10 protein-coding genes and 1 tRNA gene are annotated in these 15779 nt (G+C 55.7%); 7 read left to right on the forward strand and 4 right to left on the reverse strand.

Annotated features, from left to right (window positions below; all coding sequences use genetic code 11):
• Positions 1 to 64: 64 nt before the first annotated feature.
• From tgt to KX928_RS12865, 7 genes are all read left to right on the forward strand, one after another.
• On the forward strand, positions 65 to 1192 hold the full coding sequence (gene tgt, locus KX928_RS12835) for a tRNA guanosine(34) transglycosylase Tgt (RefSeq protein ID WP_219502987.1): 1128 nt from the start codon (positions 65 to 67) through the stop codon (positions 1190 to 1192).
• Positions 1193 to 1719: 527 nt separating this feature from the next.
• The gene (lon, locus tag KX928_RS12840) at positions 1720 to 4128 is read left to right on the forward strand and encodes an endopeptidase La (protein ID WP_219502990.1); all 2409 of its coding nucleotides are present in this window, start codon (positions 1720 to 1722) and stop codon (positions 4126 to 4128) included.
• 280 nt (positions 4129 to 4408) lie between these two features.
• A complete protein-coding gene (locus KX928_RS24060; protein WP_257883747.1) occupies positions 4409 to 4855 on the forward strand; it encodes an HU family DNA-binding protein in 447 nt (148 codons plus the stop codon).
• Positions 4856 to 4907: 52 nt separating this feature from the next.
• Positions 4908 to 4982, forward strand: a tRNA-Val gene (locus KX928_RS12850).
• Positions 4983 to 5074: 92 nt separating this feature from the next.
• A complete protein-coding gene (locus KX928_RS12855) occupies positions 5075 to 6667 on the forward strand; it encodes a site-specific integrase (protein ID WP_219502993.1) in 1593 nt (530 codons plus the stop codon).
• 324 nt (positions 6668 to 6991) lie between these two features.
• Positions 6992 to 7774 (forward strand): ParB N-terminal domain-containing protein, encoded by a 783-nt coding sequence (locus KX928_RS12860; protein WP_219502997.1) that lies wholly within the window; start codon positions 6992 to 6994, stop codon positions 7772 to 7774.
• A gap of 516 nt (positions 7775 to 8290) precedes the next feature.
• Entirely contained in the window at positions 8291 to 8926 is a 636-nt protein-coding gene (locus tag KX928_RS12865; protein ID WP_219503000.1) for a recombinase family protein, read from the forward strand.
• Positions 8927 to 9241: 315 nt separating this feature from the next.
• On the opposite strand, the gene KX928_RS12870 is transcribed toward KX928_RS12865, so the two are convergent.
• The 4 genes from KX928_RS12870 to KX928_RS12885 all read right to left on the reverse strand — a co-directional run bounded on the left by KX928_RS12870 (position 9242) and on the right by KX928_RS12885 (position 15734).
• Entirely contained in the window at positions 9242 to 9622 is a 381-nt protein-coding gene (locus tag KX928_RS12870; protein WP_219503004.1) for a hypothetical protein, read from the reverse strand.
• Positions 9623 to 10558: 936 nt separating this feature from the next.
• Positions 10559 to 12532, reverse strand: coding sequence for an ATP-binding protein (locus tag KX928_RS12875; protein ID WP_219503007.1), 1974 nt, complete (start codon positions 12530 to 12532; stop codon positions 10559 to 10561).
• A gap of 559 nt (positions 12533 to 13091) precedes the next feature.
• Positions 13092 to 15269, reverse strand: coding sequence for a xanthine dehydrogenase family protein molybdopterin-binding subunit (locus tag KX928_RS12880; protein WP_219503009.1), 2178 nt, complete (start codon positions 15267 to 15269; stop codon positions 13092 to 13094).
• Positions 15270 to 15272: 3 nt separating this feature from the next.
• Positions 15273 to 15734: a (2Fe-2S)-binding protein gene (locus tag KX928_RS12885; protein WP_219503011.1), complete on the reverse strand. Its 462-nt coding sequence runs from the start codon at positions 15732 to 15734 to the stop codon at positions 15273 to 15275.
• Between the last annotated feature and the right edge of the window lie 45 nt (positions 15735 to 15779).

The following is a 15779-nucleotide window of genomic DNA, read 5'->3' on the forward strand; positions in this document are numbered from 1 at the left end:
GCCAGAGATTGCAAGTTGAGTGACTTCCGGTTATCGCCCCGTCCATCAGTCAAGAGGTGTTTTCATGCAGAGGTTCAGCTTTGCCAGAACCGCGACGGACGGGAAGGCCCGTACCGGGGTGATCTCGACGCCGCGAGGCGACATTCGGACGCCGGCCTTCATGCCGGTGGGCACGGCGGCGACGGTCAAGGCGATGATGCCCGCCTCGGTGCGCGAAACCGGGGCGGATATCCTGTTGGGCAACACCTATCACCTGATGCTGCGCCCCACCGCCGAACGGATCGACCGGTTGGGCGGCCTGCACAAATTCATGAACTGGGAGCGGCCGATTCTGACGGACTCGGGCGGTTTTCAGGTCATGAGCCTTGCGGCGTTGCGCAAACTGACCGAACGCGGGGTGACGTTCAAAAGCCATATCGACGGCTCCAAGCATGAGATCACGCCGGAAAGGTCAATGGAGATCCAGAAGTTGCTGGGGTCCGACATCGTGATGTGTTTCGACGAATGCCCGGCCTTGCCCGCGGATCGCAAGACCATTTCGGACAGCATGCAATTGTCCATGCGATGGGCCGCCCGGTCACGCGATGCGTTCGGCGATCGCCCCGGGTATGCGCTTTTCGGCATTCAGCAGGGCGGGTTGGAGGAAGACCTGCGTGCGCAGAGTGCCGCGGCGCTGCAAGATATCGGGTTCGATGGCTACGCGGTGGGTGGTCTTGCCGTCGGTGAAGGGCAGGCAGCGATGTTTCGCGTTCTGGATTTCGCACCGGATCAACTGCCGCAGGACAAGCCGCGGTACCTGATGGGCGTCGGCAAACCGGATGACATCGTCGGCGCCGTGGCGCGCGGCATCGACATGATGGATTGCGTGCTGCCCAGCCGATCCGGCCGCACCGGGCAGGCGTTCACCCGGCATGGTGTGGTCAACATCAAGAACGCGCGGCACGCGGACGATCCGCGCCCTTTGGACGCGGCCTGCCGCTGTCCTGCCTGTCGCGATTACAGCCGCGCCTATCTGCACCACGTGTTCCGCAGTCAGGAGATCATTTCCTCGATGCTGATGACATGGCACAATCTCACCTACTATCAGGATCTGATGAGCGCCATGCGCGCGGCGATAGCGCAGGGTACCTTTGCTGACTGGCAGGATGCGTTTCATGCGGCGCGGGAAGAGGGCGATATTCCGCCGTTGTGACCCTGAGGCGCGGCGCATTCGCCGATTTCAGATTTATGATTAACACAAGCTTAACCCGGTGCGGCTTACACAGACGAGACCCCACTGCGAACTTGCCAATATGCCCACCACGCCCCTGCCATTGATCGTCAATACCATCCGCCCGGTGAAAGGGTGACGTCTTTTGGGCGCGTTAAATGTGATGGAGCCGATGACATATCCGCCAGCGTCGTGAGCCATCCATGATGGCGAAAAATCGGGGCAGGGTCGGCATCGGCGCGGCGCTGAGCTCCCGACCCCGGGCCCGCGCGGCACCGGCATTGCGAAAGGACCGGTTGAAGATGACATAATCGCCATTTCCGTCGCTCGTGGCCAGATTTGGAGGCTTGTGATTCCCGATATCTGTGGCCATGCTGGCGAGAACAATAACAACGGTAAGGTTGATTTCAGGCCGGGAGCGCCCCACCTTTGTCTTCCGAACCCGGAGATGGCCAAGTGTTGCTGCACATGCGGGACCAGCGCCGTCTTGCCAAAAACAAGGAAAGAGCATGCAAGAGCCCCTGAACGCCTCATACCCTGTATTGCCATTGCGCGATATCGTGGTGTTCCCTCATATGATCGTACCGCTTTTCGTCGGGCGCGATAAATCTGTTCGCGCGCTGGAAGAAGTGATGGCGGACGACAAGCAGATTCTCCTGTCCAGCCAGATTGATCCCGGCGTGGACGACCCTGAAAGCGATGGCATTTACAAGGCGGGCGTGCTGGCCAATGTGCTGCAACTGCTGAAACTGCCCGATGGCACCGTCAAGGTGCTGGTCGAGGGGCAGGCGCGCGTGCGCATCACCGAATACCTTGAGAACGACAATTTCTTTGAGGCACGTGCCGAATACCTGACCGAGATGCCCGGCGATCTGGCCACGACAGAGGCCTTGTTGCGGACCGTTTCGGACGAGTTCGAACGCTACGCGAAAGTTAAGAAAAACGTTCCGGAAGAAGCGCTTGCAGCCGTCGGTGAAAGTACCGAACCAGCCAAGCTGGCCGATCTGGTCGCCGGCCATCTGGGCATCGAAGTGCATCAGAAGCAGGACCTTTTGGAGACGCTGAGCGTGAGCGAGCGGCTGGAGAAGGTTTACGGCCTGATGCAGGGCGAAATGTCTGTGCTGCAGGTCGAAAAGAAGATCAAGACCCGCGTCAAATCCCAGATGGAACGCACCCAGCGCGAATACTATCTCAACGAACAGATGAAGGCGATCCAGCAGGAGCTGGGCGATGGCGAGGACGGCAAGAACGAAGTGGCCGAACTGGAAGCCAAGATCGCCGAGACCAAGCTGAGCAAGGAAGCGCGCGAAAAGGCGGATGCGGAGATCAAGAAGCTCAAGAACATGAGCCCGATGTCCGCCGAGGCGACCGTGGTGCGCAACTACCTCGACTGGATGCTGTCGATTCCCTGGGGCGTGAAATCCCGTGTGAAAAAGGATCTGGGCCGGGCTCAGAAGGTGCTGGATGACGACCACTACGGCCTTGAGAAGGTGAAAGAGCGGATTGTCGAGTATCTCGCGGTGCAGCAGCGCTCCTCCAAGCTGAAAGGCCCGATCATGTGTCTTGTCGGCCCGCCGGGCGTGGGTAAAACCTCGTTGGGCAAATCCGTTGCGAAGGCCACAGGGCGTGAGTTCATCCGCATCTCGCTCGGCGGCGTGCGCGATGAGAGTGAGATCCGTGGGCACCGGCGCACCTATATCGGCTCGATGCCCGGCAAGATCATCCAGGCGCTGAAAAAGGCCAAGACGACAAACCCGCTGATCCTGCTTGATGAAATCGACAAGATGGGCCAGGATTTCCGGGGCGACCCAGCCTCCGCCATGCTGGAAGTGCTTGATCCGGAACAGAATTCCACCTTCGTGGATCACTATCTTGAGGTCGAATATGACCTCTCGAACGTGATGTTCCTGACCACCTCCAACAGCTATAACATGCCGGGGCCGCTGCTCGACCGGATGGAAATCATTCCGCTGGCGGGCTACACCGAGGACGAGAAGCGCGAGATCGCAAAACAGCACCTTGTGCCGAAGCAGATCAAGAACCACGGGCTGAAAGCCAAGGAATTCGATCTGCAGGAATCCGCGATCACCGAGATGATCCGCACCTACACGCGCGAGGCCGGTGTGCGGAACCTTGAACGTGAGATTGCGAAAGTGGCCCGCAAGGCACTGACCAAGATCATCAAGAAGGAAGCGGAGGCGGTCACCGTCACGGATGAAAACATCGATGATTTTCTCGGTGTGAAAAAGTTCCGCTACGGGCTTGCGGAAAAAGAGGATCAGATTGGTGTCGTTACCGGGCTGGCCTATACCTCTGTCGGCGGGGAGCTTTTGAGCATCGAAGCGCTGCGTCTGCCGGGCAAGGGCCGGATGAAGACCACCGGCAAGCTCGGCGATGTGATGAAGGAGTCCATCGATGCAGCGTCCTCTTACGTGCGTTCGATCAGCCCGAAAATCGGTGTGAAGCCACCGCAGTTCGACAAGATCGACATTCACGTGCACGTGCCTGACGGGGCAACGCCGAAGGATGGGCCAAGCGCGGGCCTCGCGATGGTAACGTCGATCGTCTCCGTGCTCACGCAGATTCCGGTGCGCAAGGACATTGCGATGACGGGCGAGGTATCGCTGCGTGGTAACGCGATGCCGATCGGTGGGCTCAAGGAAAAACTGCTGGCCGCCCTGCGCGGTGGGATCACCACGGTTCTGATCCCGGAAGAGAACGCCAAGGACCTGCCGGAGATACCGGACAATGTGAAAGCAGGTCTGGAAATCATCCCGGTCGGTCATGTCTCCGAGGTGCTGAAACATGCACTGGTGCAGACACCGGAAGCGATCGAGTGGGATCAGGAAGCGGAGGAGGCGGCGGCCGCCGCGCTTGCGGCGAAATCCGACAACTCCGATGCGGCCACGGCGCATTAGCCTCGATCCGGAAACACAAGATCAGAAAAGCGCGGCTCACACAGCCGCGCTTTTTTTGTTTGATCTGTCGGAAGATTTATCGGAAATCAGCGGCCCGGTAACGCCTGCCGTCGCGCACCCCCGAGTGTCTTAATGAAGACACAAACTCCCGTCACGTTGGGATTTCATCCGAATAAGTGGATTTTGGCGGCGATTTGTGCCTAGACTGTTGCCAATAACGAAACAGCGCATGCGCGCGTTCGTTGCAATAGAGCACCGCAAAAGCGGTCAGAGAGGCGACATGAGCACAGCGAAAACCACCACCCGTAAACCCGCGCCGCGTGCAAAGGCGACCGTGCGCAAAGCGGTAACACCGCCGAAAACTGCGGCGAAAACAGCCCCGAAGGCCACTGCTGCAAAAACGGTGGGTGCCACGAAGGCGGCGACGGCGGGCGATACCGCACCTGATCAAACCACTGCGATGCGTAAGAAAGAATTGATCGACAACGTCGTGGCACGTGCCGGGATCAAGAAAAAAGACGCTAAACCCGTTATTGAAGCGATGCTCGCTGAGTTGGGAGAAACCTTGGCATCGGGGCGTTCCCTGATCCTGCCACCGCTGGGACGGCTTCGCATCAACCGGGAAAAGAAACTCGCTAATGGTCGGGTCATGGTGGTCAAACTGCGCCAGAACGATGCCCCGCTGAAGGCCGTTCCCGCGCCGAAACCCGAAACCGGCAGCGCCTGACCTCAACATCCCCCTTGCACGCATCGCCATCGTTGGGTACGTCATCGGTTGAGGGTGATTAGCTCAGTGGTAGAGCGCTTCGTTCACATCGAAGATGTCAGGAGTTCAAATCTCTTATCACCCACCACACTACCTCATTGATTTCAATAAGCTCTTGTAGTTTCAGGATAATGCAGCGCCCCAACTGGTACACAGGGGTGGTACACAATGAGGATACCGATGCCGAGCCCGATTAAGATTGGGGAGACCTATTACCTGAGGGTGCGTGTGCCTTCGGACATAACTGCAAAGATGAATGGCAGAACGATAGCCATTCCAATAGCCAATGCCACCAAAACTGTCGCTATCCGTGACACGGTCAAGGTATCTCTCCAAACCAAGGAAGCGCAGGAAGCAAAACAGCGGTTTGTAAGAGCGTTAGCTTCAGTTGAAGCTTTCTGGGAGACTGTTCGCAAAGGCCCGCAACCGCTGACACATAAGGCTTCCCTCGCTATTGCGGGAGAGATACGACAACTGTGGATCAGCATCTTTGACGACGAACCCGGCTCTCCTGAGTTTTGGGAGCGCATGATAGACGCTGACAAGCAAGCCGCTGAAGGCGCATTGCACCCGCTGGCTGTATCCACTGCCAAAACTAAAATGGAGGCACTAGAGGCCCGCTATGGGGCTATCACGGATGCTTTTCTCAGAAAGAAGGGGCTGCTTGTTGAAGCAGGCTCCCGAAGCCGGTTAGTGGAGCACGTCGCATCTGCAATGTCTGAAATGGCGGAGGTGAGTTCTCGGAAAGCTGGAGGCGACTATTCCGATACAGGCCAAACAAACAAATACCCTGCTCCGCTAGAAGTGCTCAGCCCCGACGCCGCGACCGACAGCAATTCCCACGGTCAAGCCAGCGTACTGACCTTCAATACCACTGTTGACACAAGAGTGAGCGAGAAAGGCAGTGGGCGTGATGCCAAGGTGATGCCAGTGTCCACGGTCAGGAAGTATCGTGCGGCGGCGAGTGAGTTTGCAAAGTACAGAGGCAGCGAGGACTTGGCGAGCATCACAGCTAGGGAGGCAGACGGGTGGAAGCGATCAATGCTGAAGGAAGGTAGGCTTTCGAATAAGACTATAGGACAGCGTCTCCAGAACGTGCGAACTGTGATCGAGTGGGCTAGGGAGCAACACTTTGGGGAGCTATTCCCGTCAGGAAACCCGCTGGATCATGTCAAGCGTCCTGAATACTTGGAAACACCGTCGGAGGAGCGAGCATTCACGCTAGACGAGGCACGCACAGTGCTGAGGGCTGCTAGCGCCCAAGCAAAACCCTACCTGAGGTGGATACCTTGGATGTGTGCCTACACCGGAGCACGCGTAAATGAGATGGCGCAGCTGACGCAGAGTTCATTCTATCAGGTTGAAGGTTTGTGGTTCATTCGAGTGACCACTATGGGAGGCAAAAGCTTGAAGAACCAACACAGCGAGCGGCGCGTTCCAGTGCACGCAGACCTGCTAGAGCAAGGATTGATTGAATTTGTGCAGAACGCGGACGCAAAAGGCGATCATCGCCTCTTCCCGAAACGTACCGCATCAAACGTCCGTGACTGGATCAGGGATGATTTGGCGATAACCCGTAGCGGACTGATGCCGAACCATGGTTGGCGACATCTGTTTGAGGACAGAGCTATGGGATCAGGAATGGCGCACGCAGCAAAGCTATACATAAGCGGACGCTCAACAAGCGGGTCTGATGCGGGTTACGGAAAGAGCGAGGCAATGCTGCCGGGGCTGGCATTGGAAATGCAGAAGTTCCCCTCTTACCTTGACTAGGGCCCATGGTAGAAGCCAAGGCGGCATACTGGAATTAAGTCCCACCATAGCCCCCCACCGAACCGTGAGCTCCTCCTGAGCCTGTCACTAGGGCGTCATAGCGCGAGCTAGCCACACTGATCGCTCAGGCTTGGCTTCAGCTTGTCTGGGTCCTTGGAGGACGGTGTAAGACGCTTCGGTGAAACTGTAGAGATAGCCCCAGTCAAGCAGCACAGAGTAGCTGTAGGGAACAGCTGGGGTGTGCAGCTACAGGGGTGTGCATATTGCACAGGTTTTACCAGCCAACTGACCCCACAAGCCACAACAGAACATGTGAGAGAATTCATGAAAGATCAGAGCCTTAAACGCCCCACAAGGCGTAGCGTCAGCCTGCAATCAATCGAAACCCGACCAGATGCGTTCCAGTTCCGGCACAGCGACACATACGAGCACCACGTAGGGGAGCTGATCAAGGTCTTGAAGAACACCGGAAAGCTCGACGAGCTCACACTTTGGGAGGACGCGGAAACGGGTGAACTGGTGCTTGTCGATGGTCACCATAGGCTTGAGGCATACCGGCAGCAGAAGTGGGCGAAGAACGTCCCGGCTGTTGTCCACCGCTGCACGCTTGATGAAGCCCGCCTTCTTGCACTGGCTGAGAACACCAAGATACGATTGCCACTGACCAACGGCGAGCGTGCCGACGTGGCGTGGAAGCTCGTTTGTTTGGGCGAGACGTATTCGCGGCAACAAACCGTGAAAGCGTCCGGTATGTCAGATGGAACCATCGCCACAATGCGACGCACGCGCAGGCAGTTGCTGAATGCACCCGACGCGGGCGAACTGCCAACAAGCTGGCATCAAGCCCAGCGCGAACTCAAATCGCAGGATGACCGGAGTTTTTCAGCTGAGGATTGGGACGAATGGATCATAGCTGAAGCTGACGCCTTGGACGACATCATAGGTAAACCACTCGGTGACATGGCGCATCGTCGGCCTCAGGCAGCTTGTTTGGTGGTGGTTGCAAGATTGGGGAGCCAAGGAATGCGCCACCTGTTTGAAGAGCACGCAGCAGAGTACGGATACGTCTTGGAGGAGGATATGGGCATGGAGGAGGAGCCGTTTTGAGGGGCAAATTTCTGAGCGCCCTACCATATACGTCGGCGATCCCGAACTTCCCCCATGCCGGTCGGGCTGGTGGTGTGGCCTGCTCAGCGAACCCGACAAGGAACAGGTGTCAGGTAGAGCCTGAAGGGACCTGCGCACAGGTACAACTCTCTCACTGTTTCGCTGGGGACGATCTCCCACGAGTATTGGGAGCAGGTGACAGTGTCCCACTGGAGGTAGATTCTTCCTAAGAAAGGGATGCGGATGTCGATGAGTTCTTTCATGGTCGTCTCCTTGTCTGTTTAATCAGCGCAACGGACGAACATCTAAGCGACAACGCATAGATACCGCTGCCTTTACAAGTACCTACGGACGTACCTCAGTGCAACCCCGGTCGCCTCGATCACTGGAGTGTCCAGTAGGGTATGGGCTTGCGTACACATGGATGAGCGCGTGTTTTTCTGTCCGTAAGGGTTGACTATTATTTACGGTCACCCATGTCTACGGACAGTACCCTTATGAACATATGGAGACAGCATGACACAGACCATCCTATACGCTCGCGTCAGCACTCAAGAACAAGACGCCAGCCACCAATTGACCCAAGCCGAAGCGGCAGGCTTCAAGATTGACGAGGTGATCGCCGATGAGGGTGTGTCTGGTGTGTCGACGAAGCTGAGTGAGCGTCCGCAAGGCAAGCGGCTATTTGACCGACTGCGGCGCGGGGACGTGTTGGTGGTACGCTGGGTGGATCGCCTAGGGCGGAACTACCAAGACGTCACGGACACGATCAGGACGTTCATGCGACAGGGCGTCATAGTCCGCACTGTGATCAATGGAATGACATTCGATGGCGCAACGACTGACCCCATGCAGGAGGCCGTGAGAGACGCTCTCATCGCCTTCATGGCTGCGACGGCACAGGCACAAGCTGAGGCGTCCAAAGAGGCCCAGAGAGCCGGGATAGAGGCCAACAAGAGCAACCCGGTGAAGTACCGAGGGAAGAAGCCGAGCTATAGCCGCGACGCTCTCGAACTGGTGCAAACAATGGCAGCAGAAGGGGCGGGAACTACAGCCATAGCAAAAGCTGCTGGCGTCAGTAGACAGACAGTTCTAAGGATCAAAGCGGACCCGGTAGCGGCTGAGGCTGCTCTAGGAAAGTGGGGGATATGAGTTTGCAAGTTTGTTGTGCGCGTGACTGTTCCCATTTGTCCAAGCTATGCTCTGTGAACGAGGATACGTAACCATGGAACCAATAGCTGCGCCGTATCCGGTATCTAGGCGTTTCTGCGGACAACCGGGTTCTGGAGTATTGGCAAGCTCGTGCCAAAAAGCGAGTACGGCCCACTGCTGCAGCCCATGCGGATCGCGTCCAAAGACCGTTGTCAGCCCTAAGCAGACCTTGGATTTTGGCGTCCTATGACGGGTCAGCGGACTAAGCGGACGTTGAAAAACGGTACGTTGCTACGCCGTAAGTTCCGACCTGCATTATCCCTTTGTTACTGGCTGCACCCACTCTGAATAAATCGTTCTCAACGCAGAAAGAAATTCGTCTTCCGATTGATCGAAGGCTTTGAGGGCGTCCGTAAAGAGTGGGTACACTTTGACCGTTTCGCTCCCCATAAGCGCCAACGCGCGAATACCCCAGTCTGACATTAAAGCGTCCTCATAAGTCGAATTGTCAATTGCCGTCATGAGTATAACAAGTAGCGCGACCATCACTCCTCTGCGCTCAAATTCAGACAAGTCATTGCGTTCAAGGTAGGTCCACGGATCAAACGAAAACGTATCGACAATTGGGTCTCCAAAGTCGCCGTTGTAGCTTTCAATTTCAGAGTACATCTTACCGATTTCGTTCGCCAAGAACACGACAAGTCTCTCCTCAAATCAGGCGCTGCTAAACTGACTTCGTACCGTCAACACGAAGACTTTTCTATGTACAACTTGGGCTCGCAGCCGACATCTGAAGGTTTTGGTCAGATGACCACAGCCAGCCCGAAGCGGACCTTGGTTCAAGCGGTCCTAAGGCAAGTGGAGCAGACAAACCTGTCATTCTTTTATTGCTCAACTTTCTTTAACATTAGCGTGGGCCGAGCCTTGGGTTTGGTACAAATCCGGCCTAGAATGAGGTTAACAACGGCGAGACTGAGTTATGCGGATCAGACGTCCAAAGGACCCCAAATGGTTCATTGATATGTGCGCTGGTCTAGGTGTCTCTGGATCCCTTATGTACGTCGGGGTTCAAGGGATCATTCTAAGCCAGTCTCCTACAGAGGCCGTCGATCCGGCGTTCACACCGTTTTTACATTTGTTATCGCCTGGCTTCTTCCTTGCTGGTTTCTACCTTTTTCAAAGGGTAACTATCTATTACAGTTGGACGCAGGTCGACAAGTTCACAAAAAAACTATCTACCGTACGAACAAAATACAAAAAGTACGTCCGTATAGCGCTGTTCTTGCTGTATCAAATGGCGGTTGGAATTGCTGTTATGTTCTTCTTCTTCTTAATCATACTCAATGGCCCAGAGCTTGGTTAGATCAATGTGCCTTTGTACTGAGTGCAGCACTAGTCAAAGTGAGCTCGATGCAAATCTTGGCAACAGCTTGCTCGGATGACAGACGCCAGCCCAAAGCGGACACGATCAAACGACATCTTGAGACCCATTCTTCTCGAAGGATGGGCAGGGAGCTGACCTTTGCTGCACCATGAACATATGCGAATGCCAGGACAGGAACGGACATTGGCGAAAGCGAAGCATGGGCTACAAAGGCGTTGAGCCGCTTATCTGAACTCTCGGGTAAGACACTAGATGTCGTCACCGTACTCTGACTGCTGATAGGATTGAGCCTCACTTGGATCGTTCAGAAGTTGGAAGAGTTCTTTGAGGCATATTACTTCGATATGAGAATTTGCGGAGTTCAAGCGGTGTGTTAAGCCGTGGTGAGTGCGGTGATGCGTTTGTTCCTCATCAAGGTAGGAAACGACAGAGTACTCCTTGTCAAACTCCTTTCCCATCTCCCAAAAAATTGCTAGGTCAACGTCATTTTCATGTTTGTCTCCACCTTCAAATTCTCTAATCAATCCGTCCAGGCAGTACTTGTACTCCAAAACCTTTGGTTGGGTGATATACCGCTTGGTGAGCTGCTCCTCAAAAACGCCAAGCGGATTATCATTCTTGTCGTAGGTGTAATCAACCAGCGGGTCTTCGGCTGAGAACCTGAATACGCCATCATATTGCGAAGACTGCGATGTGGCCAAAAGCTTCAATCCACGAATAACACCGCCAGCAATAAGCTGGTTAAAAAGCACAATAACGTCTTGTTCGCTTTGAGGAACACACATCACAGAGATTTTCTTGGTAGGTAAGAAGAATTTGTCATTCTTTAGGATTAGTGGATGCTCAGACTCATGCCTTTCTTGGTTTTTGAGCCATTCGTGAACCTTAATCTCTTTTTCGATATCTGCTTGTGCGCCGCTATCAGACTTGAGGATGTCTTCTCTCCTCGCACTGAGCTGCCTTACGATCCCCACAGCTATTTTTTCCGCTAAGTCTTTAAGCTCTGGCTGAAAGCCTTTTCGGCCCAAGTCGGGCTCGGCGCCTTCCAGGTGTACGATGATGTGACTTTGATTCTGGTGGCCAATGCTTTTTGTCAATGGAATGGTGATGAGTTCACCCTGAGGCATGCCATTACTTGCTATCTGCAAACCACCTCGTATGACACGAAGTCCTTTTCGAAGCTTTGCTTTTTTGTCATTTACCTGATCCCAGACCTCGGTTGAGTAAACGAAGTAGCCGTCGGCGGTTAGCTGGTGATCCTTTGCAAGCTGAATTTCGTTCGGAGAAAGCTTCGCTAGCTCCAGAGCTTCATCGCACGAGTAGGATTCCCAAATACCGTTAGACTTACGGAATTTGTCGATGGCTTTTGATGGATCCTTGCCTCTACTAAGCGCCTTTTGTTGAATCTCGACTATCTTCCTAAGCTGTTGACTTGCTTTGATTTCTAGATGAGGATATTTGTACTTTGGCGCAAAGCTATTGACCCGGGTAGTCTTACCTTCCTTGTCCACCACCTCGAGGTCGAATTGAATCCTGGTTGCTGAACAGTCGGGAAGATTGATGGCACCAAGAGGAGTCTTGACGAGCAACAGGTACAGCCATTGCTCTGCAGTCTTTGCCTGGTACCAACCCAAACTGCTTGGACGAACATGGTTTCCCGAAAATGAAATTTTGAAGCTAGTGCCCTGGTCCAGCTCTTCAAACTTCGAGCTACCGACCTTTGCTGGTTCAATCATCGGGCGTGATACCGTCCCAGCCTGATTCTCGATCCATTCGCGACCCCGACGCATAACCCCCTCATATTCAAAGAAGTCATTTTTGGTTCTAATGGTTAATTCGTTAAAGCCATACGCGATATAGGTCACGCCAACACCCTTGTTGCCGCGTGTCTCACCACCAGATTTGAAGGAAATGCTGGGAGCAAGAAATGCTTTGAACTCAGCTTCTTCAAAGCCACAGCCATTATCGATCACCTCTACAGAATTCTCGGCAAGATCAATATAGATTTTCAGTTTTGCTCCGTCCTTTTCTTCGGAGCCGAAACGCCTTTCAACGGCATCCATCGCATTTTGAATGAGCTCCGAAAATGGATCGTAGTTGCTGACATACGACTTCAGAATGTTTTTGATTTCACGCTTCTTTGCCGCGGCGAGGACGTTCGCATCGATGTTTCCTGCCGCTTCTAGCGGGTCCCAGGTTACTTCTTTTCTTGATGCGGTCATTGGTTGTTTCTCCGAGCCTAAAGATATGCGTCTACAATAAAGTAACTCCCAAAATCTACCTTACGATATGCCACCCTTTCATTGAAGGAACCAGAGAGTTCTTCAGTGTTTGGAGTGGGGCGCTCAAGATGCGTGTGCCTGACGAAGACCGGACTTTGCAATTTTGCTATGTCCGCTTCCTGCGCATGGCTGCTGTTGGTGCCGGGGCGCAGCTAAAGTCTACCTTCCGTCCATCAGTAAGGATGCTGCATTGCGCATCAATAGAATACAGTGGCTGTCCGAGGTCATCTGACCCGTATGGTGAAATATTGAGGTCGTCAAACGATTGTTGACGTCTGGTTCCCTGAGGAATTGTAGTTGACTTCAAGTACACTGCGCTAGTACACAAGAGACGTAAGCGTTGGCATATTATCCCTTGTTATCAGTCTGGTAAAGGGGAGGGGGCAGAGTTCAAATCTCTTATCACCCACCAGATTTTCCGGTGAACAGCCAAAAAACCCGCTGCAGGGACATCTTGCAGCGGGTTTTTTGTTTCATAAGAAGGCTTTAAAGCACCTTCTTAAACGAATTCGACACCTTCGTTGATCATTGGCAGGGACGTGACACGGGGGCCGTCCACGGCGATGGCATTGGCCAGGGCGGGCCCTGCAGGCGGCGTGCCGGGCTCACCAATGCCGGTCGGCGCCTCTGCAGACGCGATGATATGCGTCTCGATTGCCGCGATGTCGTGGATGCGCAGCGGCTCGTAGTCCGGAAAATTGTACTGATCCGTCTCACCATCTGTCAGCGTGATCTCGTTGCGCATTACGTGACCGATGCCGTAGCCGATACCGCCCTCGATCTGTGCCTTGATGACATCGGGGTTGATGGCCAGACCGCAATCAACCGCGGCGGTGACTCTTTCGATTTTCACCGCGCCCTCTGCATTGCGGGATATCTCGGCCACTTCCGCCACGTAGGAGCCAAAGGATTTGTGAACCGCCACGCCCTGGCTACGACCGGCTGCCGCCTTGCCCCAGCCAGCCTTTTCAGCGGCCAGTTTCAGCACAGCAGCCTTGCGTTGCTGGTCCGGCGTGTCACCGGACAGATACGCCAGCCGGAACGCAACCGCATCCTGCCCCGCGGCCCTGGCCGCGATATCCATCATGCTTTCCATGACGTAGGCGGTATGGCTGTGCCCCACCGAGCGCCACCAGAGCAGGGTGGTCGCAGGCTTGTTGTCCGTCAGGCCGAAGTGCATGCCCGGGATCGCGTAGGGGGTATCCGCCGCCCCTTCGACCGATGCGTGATCAATCCCGTCCCGCACGATGACACTTTCAAAGAAAGTTCCCTTGAAAATGGACTGGCCGGCAATGCGGTGATCCCAGCCGACAATTGTGCCATTCTCATCCAGTCCGACGCGCACCTTGTGGGCGAATGCCGGGCGATAGTAACCGCCGGTAATGTCATCTTCGCGCGACCAGACCAGCTTGACCGGACGGGTCCGGTCGGTCATCGCGAAGGCGAGGGCGATTTCGACCTGGTAATCTGCCGTGGGCGTCGCGCGGCGCCCGAATGATCCACCGGCTAGGATCGTGTTCACCTTCACTTTCTCCATCGGCAGCTCAAGTATGCTCGCCAGGGTGTTATGGTCGCTCGTCGGGAATTGAGCGCCATCGTGGATCACCACGCTGCCGTCCGCCATCGGTTCGATCGTGGCCCCCAGAGGCTCCATCGGGGCGTGTGCGAGCAATGGAAAATAGAAGGTTTCCTCCACCACCTGTGCGGCGCCTTCGATGGCGGCGAGTGTGTCCGACAGGTCGGTGTCTGATGAGGCATCGTATTCGGAGGGGCTGTCGAGGGCGGCGAAGAGCTCTTGCTTGATCTCTTCCGAGCCCCGGCTCTCCGCTGCAGAGAAATCCCACGTGACGTCGACTGCATCGCGCGCCTGAAACGCCGCCCATGTCTTGTCGGCGTAGATCGCGACACCGGCGCCATTCGGCAAGGCCAGCGCCTGAATGAACCCCCGGATGTCTTCTGCCCCGGAGGCGTCGAAAGAGGTAACAACGCCCCCCATGCGCGGTGATCGCTTGATGACCACGACCATTTGATTGTCCAGTTGCAGGTCCATTGCAAAGATCGCGGTGCCGTTTATCTTGCCGGCCTGATCCTTGCGGTGGACGGTTTCATCCCCGATGATCCGGAAGTCGCCCGGGTCTTTCAGCGCGGGCTCGGCGGGCACATCCAGCGCCGCTGCATCCGCCACGAAATCGCCGATCGGGCCCTGCTGTCCCGCGCCGGAGATCACACCGTCTTTCAGGGACAGTGTCGCGGCATCCACGGACCAGCGGTTCGCAGCCGCGGTGATCAGCATTTCGCGGGCGGCCGCGCCGGCGGAGCGATATTGCAGGTAGGAGTTCGCAATGGCGGTGGAGCCGCCCGTACCCTGGAAGGGACCGAAGGCCAGATTGTTGTAGACGTTGGGGTCTGACGGCGCGAATTCGAAGGCGATGGCGTCGAGCGGCATGTTCATCTCTTCCGCGATCAGGCTCGAAAGGCCGGTTGCGGTGCCCTGACCCATTTCAAAGTGTTTTATGATCGCGGTGACAGTCCCGTCGGAGGCAACGGTGACGAAGGGGTTCAAGGCGCCGCCGGTGGCCTTGGCCAGAGCGCCCTTGGGCGAGACGCCAATCGCCAGGAGGCCGGTTGCCGCGGCGGCGGAGGCGAGGAATGTGCGTCGGGTTGTGGTCATGGTCATGGCTCAGGCCTCCATCAGTTCTGAGGCGCGCAGGATCGCGGCGCGGATGCGTTGGTAGGTGGCGCAACGGCAGGCATTGCCGTTCATGTAGTCGTCGATCTCCGGCACGGTCGGAGACGCATTTTCGCTCAACAGGCCGACGGCCGACATGATCTGCCCGGACTGGCAATAGCCACACTGCACCACGTCCAGTTCAGCCCATGCGGTCTGGACGGCCTGTCCCGCTTTGGAGTCGAGGCCTTCGATGGTGGTGATTTCTGACCCTTCTAGGTCTTCAACATAGGTTTGGCAGGATCTGACCGGTTCGCCGTCGACATGCACGGTGCAGGCCCCGCAAGCGGCAACGCCGCAGCCAAACTTCGTGCCCGTCAGCTTCAGGTCGTCGCGGATGACCCACAGCAATGGGGTTCCGGGATCGGCATCTACCTGATGCGTCTTCCCATTCAGTTTCAATTCGATTGTCATGCTAAGCTCCCTGTGCGCCTTGTGACGTATTCCCGTAAAAATAGT

It is taken from the genome of Roseobacter insulae, assembly GCF_019375555.1.
In the GTDB taxonomy this organism is placed as follows: Bacteria; Pseudomonadota; Alphaproteobacteria; order Rhodobacterales; family Rhodobacteraceae; genus Roseobacter; species Roseobacter insulae.